This is a genomic window from Lentzea jiangxiensis, assembly GCF_900104175.1.
In the GTDB taxonomy this organism is placed as follows: domain Bacteria; phylum Actinomycetota; class Actinomycetes; order Mycobacteriales; family Pseudonocardiaceae; genus Lentzea; species Lentzea jiangxiensis.
In genome coordinates, this window is record NZ_FNIX01000005.1 from 74,042 (window position 1) to 89,378 (window position 15,337).

General features: G+C 71.9%; 14 protein-coding genes. 8 read left to right on the forward strand and 6 right to left on the reverse strand.

The window, feature by feature from the left end; all coding sequences use genetic code 11:
• The first annotated feature begins 115 nt into the window (after positions 1 to 115).
• Entirely contained in the window at positions 116 to 1,009 is an 894-nt protein-coding gene (locus tag BLQ91_RS17075) for an aminoglycoside phosphotransferase family protein (protein ID WP_143022684.1), read from the forward strand.
• Here BLQ91_RS17075 and BLQ91_RS17080 read toward each other — a convergent pair.
• Positions 1,004 to 1,912, reverse strand: coding sequence for an RluA family pseudouridine synthase (locus BLQ91_RS17080; RefSeq protein WP_090097862.1), 909 nt, complete (start codon positions 1,910 to 1,912; stop codon positions 1,004 to 1,006). The genes BLQ91_RS17075 and BLQ91_RS17080 overlap by 6 nt on opposite strands.
• A gap of 92 nt (positions 1,913 to 2,004) precedes the next feature.
• Here BLQ91_RS17080 and BLQ91_RS17085 point away from each other — a divergent pair, with 92 nt between their 5' ends.
• A complete protein-coding gene (locus tag BLQ91_RS17085; RefSeq protein ID WP_090097863.1) occupies positions 2,005 to 2,868 on the forward strand; it encodes an EamA family transporter in 864 nt (287 codons plus the stop codon).
• Here the strand turns inward: BLQ91_RS17085 and BLQ91_RS17090 are convergent.
• Positions 2,771 to 3,658, reverse strand: coding sequence for a LysR family transcriptional regulator (locus BLQ91_RS17090; protein WP_090097864.1), 888 nt, complete (start codon positions 3,656 to 3,658; stop codon positions 2,771 to 2,773). The genes BLQ91_RS17085 and BLQ91_RS17090 overlap by 98 nt on opposite strands.
• An 80-nt stretch (positions 3,659 to 3,738) precedes the next feature.
• Between BLQ91_RS17090 and BLQ91_RS17095 the strand changes: the two genes are divergently transcribed.
• Together BLQ91_RS17095 and BLQ91_RS17100 are read left to right on the forward strand one after the other, a co-directional pair.
• Positions 3,739 to 4,341, forward strand: a complete 603-nt coding sequence (locus BLQ91_RS17095) for a hypothetical protein (RefSeq protein WP_090097865.1) — start codon at positions 3,739 to 3,741, stop codon at positions 4,339 to 4,341.
• Positions 4,338 to 5,009: a fibronectin type III domain-containing protein gene (locus tag BLQ91_RS17100; protein WP_245733544.1), complete on the forward strand. Its 672-nt coding sequence runs from the start codon at positions 4,338 to 4,340 to the stop codon at positions 5,007 to 5,009. Before BLQ91_RS17095 ends, BLQ91_RS17100 begins: the two co-directional genes overlap by 4 nt.
• Before the next feature lie 179 nt (positions 5,010 to 5,188).
• Here BLQ91_RS17100 and BLQ91_RS17105 read toward each other — a convergent pair whose 3' ends face one another.
• Positions 5,189 to 5,833: a hypothetical protein gene (locus BLQ91_RS17105; RefSeq protein WP_090097866.1), complete on the reverse strand. Its 645-nt coding sequence runs from the start codon at positions 5,831 to 5,833 to the stop codon at positions 5,189 to 5,191.
• A 186-nt stretch (positions 5,834 to 6,019) separates the two neighbouring features.
• On the opposite strand from BLQ91_RS17105, the gene BLQ91_RS41365 reads away from it, so the two are divergent.
• Genes BLQ91_RS41365 through BLQ91_RS17125 form a run of 4 tightly spaced genes read left to right on the forward strand, consistent with a single transcriptional unit; the run spans position 6,020 to position 12,316 of the window.
• Positions 6,020 to 8,194 carry an NHL repeat-containing protein gene (locus BLQ91_RS41365; protein WP_176959794.1) on the forward strand — a complete coding sequence of 725 codons (2,175 nt, stop codon included), beginning with the start codon at positions 6,020 to 6,022 and terminating at the stop codon, positions 8,192 to 8,194.
• Complete coding sequence (locus tag BLQ91_RS17115) at positions 8,191 to 9,156, forward strand: AAA family ATPase (protein ID WP_090097868.1); 966 nt, start codon at positions 8,191 to 8,193, stop codon at positions 9,154 to 9,156. The genes BLQ91_RS41365 and BLQ91_RS17115 overlap by 4 nt, the downstream gene beginning before the upstream one ends.
• The gene (locus BLQ91_RS17120) at positions 9,153 to 10,259 is read left to right on the forward strand and encodes a DUF58 domain-containing protein (protein WP_245733545.1); all 1,107 of its coding nucleotides are present in this window, start codon (positions 9,153 to 9,155) and stop codon (positions 10,257 to 10,259) included. Before BLQ91_RS17115 ends, BLQ91_RS17120 begins: the two co-directional genes overlap by 4 nt.
• Positions 10,256 to 12,316: a transglutaminase TgpA family protein gene (locus BLQ91_RS17125; protein WP_143022685.1), complete on the forward strand. Its 2,061-nt coding sequence runs from the start codon at positions 10,256 to 10,258 to the stop codon at positions 12,314 to 12,316. The genes BLQ91_RS17120 and BLQ91_RS17125 overlap by 4 nt, the downstream gene beginning before the upstream one ends.
• A 33-nt stretch (positions 12,317 to 12,349) precedes the next feature.
• On the opposite strand, the gene BLQ91_RS17130 is transcribed toward BLQ91_RS17125, so the two are convergent.
• From BLQ91_RS17130 to BLQ91_RS17140, 3 genes are all read right to left on the reverse strand, one after another.
• Complete coding sequence (locus BLQ91_RS17130; protein ID WP_143022686.1) at positions 12,350 to 12,865, reverse strand: hypothetical protein; 516 nt, start codon at positions 12,863 to 12,865, stop codon at positions 12,350 to 12,352.
• A gap of 52 nt (positions 12,866 to 12,917) precedes the next feature.
• Positions 12,918 to 14,540, reverse strand: coding sequence for a serine/threonine-protein kinase (locus BLQ91_RS17135; RefSeq protein WP_090097871.1), 1,623 nt, complete (start codon positions 14,538 to 14,540; stop codon positions 12,918 to 12,920).
• Between the two features lie 81 nt (positions 14,541 to 14,621).
• Complete coding sequence (locus tag BLQ91_RS17140) at positions 14,622 to 15,218, reverse strand: DUF4230 domain-containing protein (protein ID WP_245733546.1); 597 nt, start codon at positions 15,216 to 15,218, stop codon at positions 14,622 to 14,624.
• Positions 15,219 to 15,337 lie beyond the last annotated feature (119 nt).

Consider the following 15,337-nt stretch of genomic DNA (forward strand, 5'->3'; position numbering starts at 1 on the left):
ACGACAAACGCGGCGATGAGTCTCGTGCTGGTCAGCGAAGACAATCGTCCCGCTTGCTCTCCATAGTTCTGCGTGACGGCGGATCCGCGTGGTGGACCTGTGGAATAGTTGTTCCGTGGAACGGCTTCCGAGCGGTGTGCGGTCGCGGGTGTGGGCGGACGGCGACCGGATCGTCAAGCAGGTGGTGGCGGACCAGGCCGCTTTCGAGCGCGAGCTGATCGCACTGCGACTGGCCGCGCACACGGGGGTGGTGCCGCGCGTCCTGTCCGCGGACCACGCCGAACGGACCCTGGTGCTGGAGAAGCTGCGCTCCGATCCGCCGCGCGAGGACTGGGTCGTCGACTACGCCCGCGGTCTCGCCCGGCTGCACGACGCCACCGGTCCCGAGCACGCCGGCCTGCTGCCGCGCCAGGTGGTCCCGGACCCGACGCCGTTCCTGCGGTTCGTGCGGGCGATGGAGGTCGAGATCGGCGGCGCCGAGGAGGAACTGGTCTTCGAGGACACCGGGAAGTTCGACCTCCTGCACGGCGACCCGTGCGCCGGCAACGACATGTACTCACCGCAGGGTGCGAGGTTCGTCGACCTCGAAAACGCCGCGCTGGGCGACGGCCTGACCGAGGTCGTCTACGTCCGCATCGGCTTCCCGACCTGCGCCACGGTCACCGAGACACCCCGTGAGCTGCGCGAAGCCGCCGAGCAGGCCTACTTCGAGGAGCGCGGCTTCACGGCCCCGCTCGAAGACGCGTGCCTGCGGTGGTTCGTGCAGGGCGACGCCCTGGTGCAGCGCGCCGAACGCGACGGCACCGACCACCTCGCCAGGGTCGTGGACGAGGACTGGTTCTGGTACAGCACAACGGCGCGCGGCCGGCTGATGTACCGCGCGCGGGTGGTCGCGACGTTCACCGAGACGCATCCGCGGGTGAGCGCGCTCGCGGCGCGGCTGCTCGAACGGATGGGGCAGGTCTGGGAACCGCGGCCGATCGGGACCGTGCGCACGCACGTCTCATGACCAGGCGGACAGCTCCAGCCGGGAGCGGAAGGACCGCCGCACCCCGGACACCGGGTCCACGAAGGACAGATCGCGAGCCAGCAGCTGCAACGGCGACGAGAAGTCGTCGAGCGGTCGTTCCCGCACCACCGGGTAGAAGTCGTCGTTCACGATCGGCACCCCGAGCCCGGACATGTGCAGCCGCAGCTGGTGGGTGCGTCCGGTCAACGGCTTCAACCGGTAGCGCCCCAGCCCGCCACGATGTTCCACAAGGGACACGTGCGTCTCGGCGTTCGGCTCGCCGTCGACCTCGAACGCGGTGATGATCCCGCGCTCCTTGACGATCCGCGAGCGCACCACGCGAGGCAACGACAACGCCGGGTCGTACGGCGCGATGGCCTCGTATTCCTTGTGCACCACCCGGTCGCGGAACATCGTCTGGTACTTGCCCCGCAGCTCGCGCCGCGCGACGAACAGCACGAGCCCGGCGGTGACGCGGTCCAGGCGGTGCGCGGGGGAGAGGTCCGGCAGGCCGAGCGAGTCGCGCAGCTTCACCAGTGCCGTCTGCATGATGTGCTGCCCGCGCGGGATCGTCGCGAGGAAGTGCGGTTTGTCCGCGACCACGATGTCGTCGTCCCGGTGCACGACCCCGATCTCGAACGGCACCGGCACCTCGACGGGCAGGTCGCGGTGGAACCAGATGTAGGAGTCGGGCACGAACGGCGCGTCGAGGCCGAGCGGTCCGCAGACGCCCCAGATCCGGTCCTCCGCCAGCATCTCGTCGATGCGCGAGGAGGCCACGCGCGGCAGGCGCTCCACCAGGTGGTCGCGCAACGACCGCCACGGGCCTTCCGAGGGCAGCTTCAGCCGCGCCGCGTCCAGGCCGTGGCGCTGCGGGAGGGGGGAGGAGGGTTTGCGTCTCATCGCCCGACCAGTCTAAATGGTCGGAAAAACCGAACGATACCGCTCGTTGACATTCGCTGTACTGAACAGAGGGCGGCACGAAGACTGGCGGCATGTCGGTCTTCCTCGTCCTCGGCTCGGTCATCTCACTGCAGTTCGGCGCGGCGTTCGCGAACCAGCTCTTCGGCCAGGTCGGCGCTCCGGGCGCCACGGCCCTGCGGCTCGGCATCGCGGCGCTGGTGCTGGCGGTGGTGGTGCGGCCGAAGTTCCGGCAGGAGACGCTCGTGCTCGGCATGACGATGGCCGGCATGAACGGCACGTTCTACCTCGCCCTCGACCGGATCCCGCTCGGCGTGGCCGTGACGATCGAGTTCCTCGGGCCGCTCGGGCTCGCCGCGGTGCTGAGCAGGCGGGCTCGGGACTTCGTGTGGGTCGGGCTGGCGCTCGTGGGGGTGCTGGTCCTCGGGTGGCGCGAGCACACGGGCTCGGAGCTCGACCTGGTCGGGGTGGCGCTCGCGCTGATCGCGGCCGCGTTCTGGGCCTGCTACGTGCTCGCGGGGCGCGAGGTCGCGATGGCGGGGCTCGGCACCGGCGGGCTGGCGGGCGCGAGTGTGATCGCGGCGGCGCTGACGTTGCCGTACGGGCTGTCGACGGCCGGCGCCGCGTTGTTCGAGCCGAAGGTGCTGCTGCTCGGCACGCTGGTGGCGCTGCTGGCGTCCGCGATCCCCTACACCCTGGAGATCAGGGCGCTCAAGACGTTGCAGCCCAGCACGTTCGGCGTCGTGCTCGCGCTCGAACCCGCCGCCGCCGCGCTCGCCGGGGCGTTGCTGCTCGGCCAGCACCTCGGTGTGGTCTCGTTGCTCGGCATCGCGCTCGTGGTCATGGCCGGGGTCGGAGCGGCGCTACGGAAAGCGCCAGGGTCTCGCGGAAAGCCCGCACGGCCGGATGCTGACCTCGTCCTGCACGTGCCGCAGTGAACAGCAGCCGGGACTTCGGTTCCGGCAGCTCGTGCAGGTCGACGGTGATCTCGCGGTCGTACCAGACCAGATCGGGCAGCAACGCGACCGCGAGACCCCGCTCCACGAACCGCAGCTTCACCAGCACATCGGTGGAGGAGAACCGCACGTCCGGTTCGAAACCGTTGTGGCGGCACCAGTTCACGTTGAAGATCCGCTGCGGGAAGCCCTCGGTCTCCATGATCCACGGGTGGGAGCCGATCTCGGAGACCGGGAGGCCGCGGGGGACGGCCAGCCGGATCGGGTCCCGGGTCAGTTCCCGGTACTCCAGACCGCTGAACCGCGCCTCCGGCTGGTCCGGCCACTCCTCCACGAAGACGAGGTCGAAGTCCCTGGCGTTCAAGGCGGACAGCGCTTCCGCGGGGTCGAGCACCTGGAACTCGATCCGCAACGACGGGTGCTCGTCCCGCATGCGCGCCAGCGTCGCCGGGATCAGCGCCAAGGCCGCCGTCTGGAACGTCGCGACGCGCAGCGTGCCGGTGATCTCGTGCAGCGAGGCGGCGACCTCCGACTCGGCCTGGTCCAGCCGGGTGAGCACCTCTTCGGTGTGCCGCACCAGGATTTCGGCCTGCGGGGTGAGCTTGACACGACGGCCGACGGGCTCCAGGAGCGGCACGCCGACCTCGTTCTCCAGCAACGACAGCTGCTGCGACACCGACGAGGGGCTGTAGTTCAACGCCTGCGCGACGGCCGCGAGCGTCCCCCTTCGGGAGAGCTCGCGCAGAAGTCGCAGGCGGTGGAGGTCGAACACCGGATCATTATCCGATACAGTCCGGCTACCGCCCCCTGAGAAGACGTGCTGGCCTCAGCACGTCTTGAGGAGGTATCGGTATGTCCGAACGACTCCGCACCGTCGCGGGGATCGCACTGGCAGCGGGTCTGCTCGTGCCGGTCTCCCCGGCACAGGCCCAGGTCGAAACCGGACCGTGGACGAGCTACTCACCGTCGTTCACCGTCCAGGAACGCGGCTGCGGCACGGTGAGCGACCTGACGTTCCGGCTCACGTGCTCCACCGCGAGCGGTGACCAGCGTGCCGAGCGGCGGTACGCGACCTACACCGGCGGCACCCGCCAGTTCGAGGGCAGCTTCCGGATCACGAGTCTCGGCGGCACCCGCGTCAGTCTCAAGCAGACGTTCCGGGAGGCCCCCACCGCGGGGCCGTTCTGGATGCTCGCCGTCGAACGCGGCGGCCGCTTGTACGCCGTGCACGGGGGCGCCACCATCTCCACCGGCGCGACCGTGGGCACGACCGTTCGCGTGAACACCGTGCACAACACGGCCACGGAACACCGCACGTACATCAACGGCTCGCGCGCGCACACCTATGCGAGCTCGGGTACGAGCTTCTACGACAAGTTCGGCGCCTACAGGACGTCCAGCGGCCAAGGACCTGCCACGGTCGTCTGGAGCAACGTGCGGTTCTGGCGCAAGTGATCGGGCGGGTGGCCCTGGCAGGACTGCTGCTCCTGGCCGCCTGCGGCCGGGAGCGGCAGGACCCCGTGCTGACGTCCGAGCTGACCTCGCCCGTCGACGTGACGCTGCACTGGCGTCCGGAGGCGGGGGCAGCCGGGCAGGTCGTCGAGTACGCGAACGCGGCGGACGGCGAGTACGCGGTCCTGGAGTTCAGCCCACCGGCGAAGAACTCCTACCGGCACCCGGACCTGATCCCGGAAACCCCGTTCTACTACCGGATCCGGCCGTACACGGGGACCGCTTCGGCCACCGTGGACGTGGCTCTGCCACCGGGGGACGACGTGCCGGAGATCGAGGGGCCGGACTGGACGGCGCCGCGCAGGGACGGCGGGGGCACGCACCCCGTGGCGTCACCCGAGTCGGCGGCGCGCGAGCTCGAGGCGGAGGTGAAGCACGCCAACGGGATCCTGTTCACCTGGCGGGACAGGGCGTCGGACGAGGACGGGTACCTGATCGAGGTCAGGCCCGCGGGTGCGGCGGACTACCGCGTCGCCGTGCAGCTCGACCCGGACACCACGTCGTACGGGGTGATCACGCTCCCAGACGAGAAAGCCGCGGCCTATCGGGTGCGGGCGTTCCGGTTCGGGGCGCCCTCGAACCTGACACACCAGAGGACGGGGAAGGTCTGAGGGCCTGTCTGCCACACCACGCGCTCGCGGCGAGGAGCATCGCCGCGAGCGGGTAGGGCCAGGTCGTGCTCTCGGTGACCGCGAGCAGGACGTCGACCGCGGACAGGAGTCCGAAGATGCCGCTCAGCAGCCACCAGATGAGTTGATCTTCGCGCGCGTGGGCAGTCATGGCGGCCGGGCTACCCGTTCTCGTCCTCCTTCACACCCTCTTCTTCCTCTTTTTTCTCCCCGCGGCGGCGCATGAACCCGAAACCGGGGATGCCGAGGATCGCCTGGCGCATGTCGCTCGTGACCTCGAGCAGCTGGTGCACCTCGGGGCCGACGCGGTCGAGGGTGGCGAGGATCGGCAGGATGTCGCTGGTCAGGTGCTCGGTCAGCACCGGCAGCTCGTCCACGAGCTTGATCGCCGCCTCGATCTCGTGCGGGGAGAGCTCCTCGACGAACCGCTTCGCGAGCGGCTGGGCCTGCTTGGCGATCGGTTCGTAGATGCCGATGAGCTCGTTGGCCGTGTCCGCGGTCCGGCCGGCCGCCGTGACGACCAGACCGGCGCGCTGGGCGACGTCGCCGGCGCTCGCCGTGATCGCGCGGACGTCGTCGACCGCCTTCTCCGCGTCCGCGACGACGTTCGCCGTGCGGTCGATGAGCTCGTCGGCCCTGCGCACGACGCCGTCGACGGCGTCGATCGTGCCGTTGACCTTGCGGACGAGCTGCTCGACCTCGCTGATGAGACCCAGCAGGCGGGTGGGGACGGCGGCGACGGCCGCTGTCGTGTCGAGGGCGGTGTCGAGCGCCTGCTTGGCAAGTCCCATGCCGGGGATTTCCATGCGTCCACTCTGCCTTAAGCGTTGGTCGGTTCGGGGTAACGCCATTCGGTTTTCAACACTGTCAGACCTCCGGATCACCGTTCCTGATGTCTGCCAGTCGGCTGACCGGGCGAACCGGGAACCATGCGCCGCCCGAACAGGTCAGAGCCGGGGGTTAGCATCCCGGCGGGCGAGGGAGGGCGCGTTATGTCTTGGTGGCACCGGATCAGACGCATTATCTCCGGTGGAGGGCGGGAATCGGCGAGTTTCGTCGCGGCGCTGCTGGGTGTCCTGGTGCTCGCGGGCGCCGCGCTCGGGCAGGGCATCTCCCGGACGTCGGTCGCGGTGTCGGACGGGCTCACCTGGCTGGGCGACGACCAGCGCGGTGAGGTCGTGCAGGTCAACCCCGTGTCGGGCAAGCCGCAGACGCGCCTGCAGATCAGCGGCCCCGACTCGCGGCTCGAGATCGCGCAGGAGGACGGGCGGCTCATCGTCCTCGACCGGCGCACCGGCGAGATCACCGTCATCGACCTGGCCACGCTGCTCGCCTCCGGCCGCCGGCAGGCGCCGCCCGGCGCGACGAGCAAGGTGCTCGTGTCGAACGGGATGGTGTTCGTCGTCGACCGCGCGAGCGGCACCGTGCACACCGCCGACCCGCTGACGCTGGCCGACGTCGGCCGGACGTGGGAGGCGGGTCAGCCCCTCGCCGACGCCGTGGTGGACGAGCGCGGTGTGCTGTGGCTGGTCGACCACGGCGGCACGCTGCGCTCGCTCGACTGGTCCTACGACGAGGAGCGGTTCGAGGAACGCACCCAGCGCCAGGTCGGCGGTGCCGGTCCGCGCACGGTTCTCGTGCCGCACGACCAGGGCGTCACGCTGATCGGCCTCGACGGCGGTGTCGTCGTGCGCGACGGCACGGGGGAGGACGTCGACTCGTCGACCGACCGCTCCGACGCCGAGGTGATCGCCGCCCAGTCCTCGCCGCTCGACCTGGTGCCCGCGTCGGTCCCGGCGTCCTCGGTCGTGGTGCTGGTCGTCGGCCGCGACGTCCTGCGCGTCGACGTCGGCGCGATGGGGTGCCCGAAGCCGGGCAGGCCCGCGGTGTTCCGCGACAAGGTCTACGTGCCCTGCAAGGGGTCCGGCAAGGTCGTCGTCCTCGACCGCGGGGGCCGGCGCGGCGGCGACGACGTGCGGACGTCCGGCGGGTCCGACCCCGAGCTCGTCTTCGACGACGGCCGGCTGTTCGTGAACGTGCCGGGCTCGTCCACGGGCGTGCTGGTCGACCCGGACGGCGCGACGCGCTCGCTGACGATCCGCAGCCCCGAGCTGCCGGTGAAGGACCCGGACCGCTCGCCGCCGCCGTCCGTGCCGCCGCCCCCGCCACCGAACCCGAACGAGCCGACGAAGCCGCCGCGCAACCCGGGCAACGGCAACAACGGCGACAACAACGGCACCGGGCCGACCACGGAGGTCTCCACCCCGCCGACGACGTCGTCGGTCCCGCCCTCCACGCCGGGCACGGCTCCCGCCGCGCCCGCCGGTGTGTCGGTGCGGGAGAAGTCGCGCGGCGCGTCCGCTCTCGTCGTCACGGTGAGCTGGAACGCGGTCGCGTCGGCCGATCCGGTCGTGGGCTACACGGTGTCCGGCTCCGGCTCGTTCTCCGGCGGATCGGTGTCGGCGCAGACGGCCGGGACGTCCACGGACCTGTCGGTGCCGTGCGCGGGTTCGACGTTCTGCACGAGCGGCAGGCTCGACGTGACGGTGCGGGCGTCCACGGCGTCGACCGCGGGTGCCGCGGGCATGGCGGCGTTCACGGTGACGCCGCCGAACAACCCGCCTCCTCCGCCACCACCACCGGTGACGACCACGACGACACCTCCGCCCCCGCCACCACCTCCGCCGCCCGTGACGACCACGACCACGCCCCCGCCTCCTCCGCCGCCGCCACCCCCGCCGTCGCTGCCGACCGCGGGTGCCACGGTGATCACCGGCGTCAGCAGTGGGCGGACGTTGCCCAGGCGCACGTTGACCTTGACGCCGCCCGCTGACTGGGCGAGCCACAACGGCCGCTGTGAGGTCGTGAACAGGACGTACGGCTACTCCGTCGGCATCCCGTGCAACGCGACGACGGCCGCGATCGACCTGGAGGAGGGCACCAACGCGATCGTGGTGCGCGCCTACGCGGCCACCGGCGCAGGCCAGGTCGACTCGGCGGTGAGGAACGTGCTGTTCACCTACGACGAGTGCCAGGGCAAGCCCGGCTGCATCCCCAGGATGGCGCCGGCCGGAGCGGGGACCGCGCCGATGGGCGCGGGGGGTCTCGGCCTGCTGGCGTGTGCGTTCCTGCTGCGCATCGGTGTTCGCAGAGAAGAGGAAAAGTGATCGACGCCGGTGAGGTTTCCGCCTTCCGCGACCTGCACACCCGGCTGGGTGACGCGGTCGAGGGCGCCGTGCGCGGCAAGCGCGACGTGGTCGACCTGGTCCTCGTGGCCATGTTCGCGGGCGGCCACGTGCTGCTCGAGGACGTTCCGGGCACGGGCAAGACGACGCTGGCCCGTGCCGTCGCGGGCGCGCTGGGCGGGGTGTCGCGGCGCGTGCAGTTCACGCCGGACCTGCTGCCGTCCGACGTCACGGGCACCTCGGTCTACGACCCGCAGACGGGCCAGATCCGGTTCCGGCCCGGCCCGGTGTTCGCGAACATCGTGCTGGCGGACGAGATCAACCGCGCGGCGGCCAAGACGCAGTCCGCGCTGCTCGAGGTGATGGAGGAGCGCACGGTCACGATCGACGGCGTCGGGCACGCGGTGCCCGACCCGTTCCTCGTCGTGGCCACGCAGAACCCGATCGACCTCGACGGCACGTACCGCCTGCCCGAGGCGCAGCTGGACAGGTTCATGCTGCGCACCTCGATCGGCTACCCGTCGGTCGAGGACGAGCTCGACGTGCTGCGCCCCGGCAGCGGCGCCGGCCGGATCGCCGACGTGCACACCGTGTCGTCGCCACGGGAGATCAGCGCGTTCAGCGGCCGTCTGTCGCTGCTGCACGTGGCCGACCCGATCCTGCAGTACATCTCGGGCCTGGGCACGGGCACGAGGTCCGACGAGCGCCTGCGCCTCGGCTCCTCGACCCGCGGCCTGCGGACCCTGGTCCGCTGCGCCCAGGTGTACGCGGCGTCGAAGGGCCGGCACTTCGTGGTGCCGCAGGACGTCCAGGACATCGCCGACCCGGTGCTGGCCCACCGCCTGGTGCTGACGCGGGAGAGCGTGCTGGCGGGCGTGACGACGTCCGAGGTGCTGGCCGACGTGCTGTCGCGCGTGCCGGTGCCCAAGCCCTCGGCCCAATGAGACTCACCGTGCGCGGCACCGGGACAGCGGTGCTGGGCGTGCTGATGCTGGGCGTCGGCCTGTGGTGGCGCTACCCGGGCATGGCGGCGTTCGGCCTGGCCCTGACCGCCCTGGTCGTCGCGTCCGTGATCTCGGTCCTGGTCGCGTCACCGCTGTCGGTGTCGCGCACGGTCCGTCCCCGCACCGTTCCGCGCCTGGCCCGCTGCAACGGCCGCCTGGAGCTGTCCGCGGTGGGGCGCTGGCCGGTCGCCCTGGACGCCGTCGACGTGGTGGCGGGAGTCCCGATCTCCGTGGACGTGCCGCTGCTGGAAGCGGGAGCGGTCGAGGCCGTCGACTACGCCATCCCGACCGAGCGCCGAGGCGTGTTCGACGTGGGTCCGCTGACGTTGCGCCGCAAGGGTCTGGCCGGCCTGGCGCAGGCGAGGACGGTGCTGGGCGAGGTCGTGCAGGTGCGCGTCGTCCCGCGCGTGCTCCCCGTCCGCGGCTTGCCGTCCGGCGCACGCCGTGGCCAGGTGGGCGCCGACGAACGGGTGGAACGCGGCGGCACCGACCTGGTGGGCCTGCGCGAGTACGTGCCGGGCGACGACCTCCGCCGCCTGCACTGGGCCACCTCGGCCCGCACCGGCACCCTGATGATCCGCGAGGACGCCGACCCGGCCCGCCCGCACCTGGCCGTGCTGCTCGACGACAGCACCACCTCCTACGCGGACCCCCAGCGCTTCGAGGAGGCCGTCGAGGTGGCCGCCTCCCTGATCACCTCGGCCCTGGAACAGGGCCACCCGGTCCGCCTGCTGACGTCCTCCGGCGGCACCGACCTGGAGGAGCAGCAGGACTCGGCCCGGATCCTCTCCGCCCTGGCGGACCTGGAACTGCGGGACGTCGACGGCCGCCCCACCGTGCCCGTGCGCGACCTGGACGTGGTGGCCGTGGTCAGCGGGACCTCCGTCCCGGCCCTGGTCCTGGAAGCGGGACGAGCGGCCTGCGGCGTCGTGCTCGTGGTGGACGAACAACGCCCGGTGAGCGCGGCCGGGTCGGTGCTGGTGATCAGCGGCGGCCGTGCGGAGGACCTGGTCGACTCGTGGAACGCGGTGGTGGCGCGGTGAAGCGCTGGACAGAGCGACGCGGCGCCGGCAACGGCGGTGGCCGCGTGAACAGCCCCCTCCTCAAGCACGGCTGGGTCGCCGCCCTCCTCCTGGTCGCCTCCCTCCAGCTGGCCCAGGCCTGGGACGGCGCCACCCCCTACTTCGGGCTGGCCGCGCTCGCCGGCTTCGCCGCCCTGCCGCTCAGGAAGCTCGTCCCCTCCGGCCTGGCCGCCCTCGCCGTCATGGTCGTGGCCATGACCGGCGGCTTCTTCGCCGCCAGGGGCGCCTCCCCGGACCGCGACCCCACGTGGGTCCTGCTGGACACCGTGCCGAGGCTCCTCACGGCCGCGCGTCCCGCCCCGGCGACCCCGGAGCTGCTGGTGCCGGGCCTTCTGCTGATCATCGGCGTCTCGACCGGCGCGGTGCTGTCGGTGAGCAAGCGCGGCACGGCGTTGTTCGTGCCGGCGCTCGGAGCGGCCACGCTGTACGTGTCGGCGGCGTTGCTCACCACGGGGCGTGCGGACAAGTACGGGCTCGTGGCGCTCACGTTGGTCGTGCTGCTGGCGTTGGGGTGGCTGATCATCGACCGGCGCGGGCCCGTGGTGCCGCCGGCGGTGCCGGCGACGGCGCTCGCGGCCTTGACGTTGGTGGCGTTCGTGTTGCCCGCCAACGGGTTCGAGCCGCGCAAGCTGGTCACGCCGCCGGTCACGGACATCGCCGTCTCCAACCCGCTGCCGCAGCTCGCGGCCTGGGCGGCGCAGGGGGAGGCGGAGCTGTTCCGGATGCGCGGGCCCGAGGTGCCGGTGCGGCTGGTGACGCTCAGCCGGTACACGGGGGCCTCGTGGGAGGCGGCGTCGACGTACGGGCCGTTGGGTGTCGTGGACCCGCCGGACCTGCCGGCCGGGGGCAAGTCCCAGGACGCGAGCGTCGACCTGCGGATCACCGGGTTGCAGGGGGAGTGGCTGCCCGGTGTCGGGAAGCCGCGGGCCGTGTCGCTGAGCAACGCCATGGTGGACCCGGACACGGGATCGCTGGTGGTGGCCGACGGGCTCAGGACGGGACTGAGCTACACGGTCCGGGGCGTGCTCGAGACCCCGGCCGACAGCGATCTCGCCGAGGCCCGGGTGCCTGCCGACGCGACGAAGTACACGGCGTTGCCGCGGCTGCCGTTCACGTTGGCGGACTACGCGCGGCAGGCCACGCAGAACGCGCGCACGCCGTACGAGAAGGCCGTTGCGCTGGAACAGGTCGTGCGGCTCAACCGGCGGCCGGACGCGGAGGCGCCGGTCGGGTCGTCGTACGCGCGGCTGGAGACGTTCCTGTTCGGGGCTCCCGGGGAGTCCGGTGCCGGAGCGGGGACGGCGGAGCAGTTCGCGTCGGCCTACGCGGTGCTGGCGCGGGCCGTCGGGTTGCCGACGCGGGTGGTGGTCGGGTTCCAGCCGGTGCCCGAGGAGAACGGTGAGCGGATCGTGCGGGCCGCGGACGCCACGGCGTGGCCGGAGGTGTACTTCAGCGGGTGGGGCTGGGTGGCGTTCGACCCCGTGTCCGGCAACGGGAGCGGCCCCAGCGCGGCCTCGAAGCGCGAGGTGCTGAACCGCCTCGCGTCGACGACCGCGAAGCCGACGCCGACGTCGCTGCCGTCGGTGCCACCGCTGGTGCAGCCGACGGCCGTGCAGGGCGACGAGGTGGCCGCGCCCCCGGCGGACAGCGTTTTCCCGTTCTGGGTGTTCACGCCGCTGCTGGTGCTCGTGGCGCTGTGCGCGGCACGGACTTCGCGGCGCCTGAGGCTCCGCGCGGCAGGGCCGGTGGGCGCGTGGAACGAAGTGCTCGACGCGCTGCAGCTCGCGGGCATGAGGCCGAATCCGAGTCGCACGGTGCCGGACGTCGGCCGCGAGTGGGGCGAGGCAGGTGCGCGGCTGGCGGTGATGGTCGACCAGGCCGCGTTCGCGCCACGACCGGTACCGGCGCAGGACAGCTGGCGGCTGGCGCGGCAGGTCGAGAAGGCGGTGCGGGGCAAGGCTTCCTGGTGGCGCAGGGTGCTGTGGGCGGTCGACCCGCGTCCGCTGTTCCGCCGCTGATCGACGCTTGCGGACGCTGTCGTGCCGGAACCGTCAGCGGACGACCTGCGCGGGGATGCAGTTCTTCCCGGTCACCTTGAGCAACGCCTCGCACAGCGACGGCGCGACGTCCGACTGGAACGGCCCGATCCACACGAACTGCGTGAACTTCGGGTCGTTCGGGACGATCGCGTCGCAGACGTCGTCCCGCCTGCTCAGCAACGCCGTCTGGTCGCGCAGGACGGGGTTCGCGTTCTCCCGGTACCGCACCCACAACGACTCGTAGTCCAGCAGCACCTTGACGTCCGCCGCCGGCATGGCGCCCTCCAGCGAGTGCAGGACGAGCACCGACGAGCCCGGGTCGCAGGGCATGTCGGTGTACTCCAGTTGCGGGGGCTCGTTCACCGGCGCGGTGGGGGTGGGGTTCACCGGAGCGGGGGTGAGGTCGCCCCCGATCAGCACGCCGATCCCGATGCCGACCACGAGCGGAACGGCCGCCCACGCCACGAGTGCGCGGCGCTTACTTCCACGGGCGAACATCGGTGGGCCGGCATAACGAGCGCTTTGCACCGGGGGACCGTACGCCAGCCCACGCACCCTCAACAACGCGGCCTCGGAACCGTCAGTTCCTGGTGGCGCAGACCTTCCCGGAGCTGCCGCGTTCGCCGCCGTAGCCGAAAGCCGCGATCTGGAAGCAACGCCGCGAACCGCCGCCGTCCTCGATCACGTACGTCGTGCCGCCGCCGGTCACCCTCGTCACGGCCGTCGGCTTCGCGCCCGTCACGTCGATCACCACGAACTCGGCCTGGCCGTCGCTCGGATCGCTCCACTCCAGCTCGATCGCCCCGCCCCGGTACTCGGCGCGCTTGAGGACCGGGACGAACCTGGGGTCGGCGTTCGGGGGCGGGCCCGCGTCGGCGGATTCCGACGTCGGCACGGGCAGTGCCGACGTCGTTGTTGTTGTCGTCACGAGAGGTTGTGCCTGCTGCCGGTCGTCGCCACCGCGGTTGAGCAGCATGCCCGCGACCACGCCGCCCGTCACCGCGATCACGGCCAGCAGTGCGAGCACGCCGCCGCGCCTGCTCTTGCGGACGGGCCCGGTCATCGGCTCGACCGGGGGCGGCAGGTCGACCGCGGGCAGCGCGGCGACCGGTTCCGGACGCGGAGCAGGTGGCGGGACGAAGTCGTGCCGCCGGTAGGTCAGGTCTTCGAGCCGCCCGCGCCACGAGTCGTCGCGCTCGGCTTCCGGTTCGGGTTCCGGCTCCGGTTCCGGGACGAAGCCGCGCGGACCGAAACCGGGGGCCTCGGTCGGGCCCTCCGGGAAGAACAGGGGACGTTCGCCCAGCACCGCCGTCGCATCGGCGTCCACAGTGGACAGCGCGGTGCCGAAGTTCGCCGCCATCAGCGCGTCCCGCAGCTCCAGCGCCGACCCGAACCGCTCGGCGCGGTCCTTGCGCAGGCAGCGGTTGATCACGGCGACGAGCGGCGCCGGCACGTCGAACCGGGTGAGCGACCGGGGTTCCCCGCTGCTGACGCGGCCGACGTAGGACAGCAGCGTGTCCTCGTCCGGGTTGTCCGACGCGAACGGCGGTTTGCCCTCCAGCAACGTGAACAGCGTCGAGCCGAGCGACCAGATGTCGTCGGCGAACGACGGCGTCGCGCCCTCCAGCATCTGCGGGGCGGCGTGCCGGTAGCTGACCATCTGCAGCGACGCGGAGTGGCCCGCGTCGGTCCCGCGCGCGATGCCGAAGTCGGCCAGCACGTACGAGGTCGGGAGCACCAGGACGTTCTGCGGCTTGACGTCGCGGTGCAGGATGCCCTGGCCGTGCGCGAACGCCAGCGCGTCCGCGACCGCGATGCCCGCCGCCACCACGTCGGCCACGGGCAACGGGCCCATGGCGCGCAAACGGTCGTGCAGCGAGCCGCGCTCGTAGAACTCCATGACGATGCACGGGCGGCCGTCGGGCAGCGTGCCCGTGTCGAGCACCGTGACGATGTGGGGGTGCTGGCGGCCGAGCTCGACGGTGATGGCGAGCTCGCGGCGGAAGCGGGCCACCGTCGCCGGGTCGGTCACCTGCAGCACCTTGACCGCGACGTCGCGGCCGAGACCGTCCTGGCGGGCGCGGTAGATCGTGCCTTCCCCGCCCTGCGCGATCACGCGGAAGCCGCTGTAGCCGGGCAACGCGATCTCGGGCGCCCGCGCAGCGCCCTGCGCGGGCGCCCAGGCCATCAGATCGTCGTCCACCGGCGGATCCTATCCCGGAGCGAGGGGGTCACCGCCGGAAGTTCGCACGGGAGAACCCGCTGGTCCGGATCGTCCGCGGCGCTAGTCCCCGACCACCTTCACCTGGAATCCCAACGACTGCAGCATTCCGGTGAGCATCACGCGGGTGTTGTCCTCGGCCCGCTTGAGCAGCTCCGACTGCTTCGCGGCCTCCGTCAGCTTCCCCTCGGCCGCGACGTAGAACCGCTGCTGGTCGGGAGGACCGGCCAGCGCCTGCAGGTCGTTGACGAGTCCGCGTTCCTGGCTGAAGACGTACGACCTGTCGTGGTGCAGGTTCGGCTTGTCGAGCTGGGGCTCCGGCAGCCGCAGCTCGACCGTCTTGCCGTCCGGCGACACCACCAGCCCGTCGTCCTTCAACGACCCCAGGTCCACGTACGCGTTGACCGACCCGGCCGCGACGAACAGCGTGCGCTGACCCGCCAGCGCGGCGGGCACCCACTTCACGTCGTCCTCGATGTCCAGCACGACCTGGAACTCGCCCGCCGCGGCGTGGTACTGGCTCAGGTCCCGCACCGACTTGAGCATCGCGGGCTGGCTGCGGTCGATCGACTCGCCGCCGAACGGCCGGACCAAGCCGAAGACGTACGCCGCCGCGCCGAGGAGAATGAGAACGGCCGCGACCAGAGCTCCACGCGTCACCCAGCGCTTGTACACCGCGTTCGGGTACCCGTGAGGTGATGCGGGTACACGGGCCGTATGGGCTAATCGACCCGAGCGGAATCAGTTCCGCGTCCGCGTGGTTGGCTTTGGGCGAGACG

What these genes read in the sequence shown, in the direction of transcription:
- BLQ91_RS17080 (WP_090097862.1), bottom strand. Translation starts at nt 1,912, where the DNA reads ATGAGACGCAAACCCTCCTCCCCCCTCCCGCAGCGCCACGGCCTGGAC.
- BLQ91_RS17085 (WP_090097863.1), top strand. Translation starts at nt 2,005, where the DNA reads ATGTCGGTCTTCCTCGTCCTCGGCTCGGTCATCTCACTGCAGTTCGGC.
- BLQ91_RS17095 (WP_090097865.1), top strand. Translation starts at nt 3,739, where the DNA reads ATGTCCGAACGACTCCGCACCGTCGCGGGGATCGCACTGGCAGCGGGT.
- BLQ91_RS17105 (WP_090097866.1), bottom strand. Translation starts at nt 5,833, where the DNA reads ATGGAAATCCCCGGCATGGGACTTGCCAAGCAGGCGCTCGACACCGCC.
- BLQ91_RS41365 (WP_176959794.1), top strand. Translation starts at nt 6,020, where the DNA reads ATGTCTTGGTGGCACCGGATCAGACGCATTATCTCCGGTGGAGGGCGG.
- BLQ91_RS17120 (WP_245733545.1), top strand. Translation starts at nt 9,153, where the DNA reads ATGAGACTCACCGTGCGCGGCACCGGGACAGCGGTGCTGGGCGTGCTG.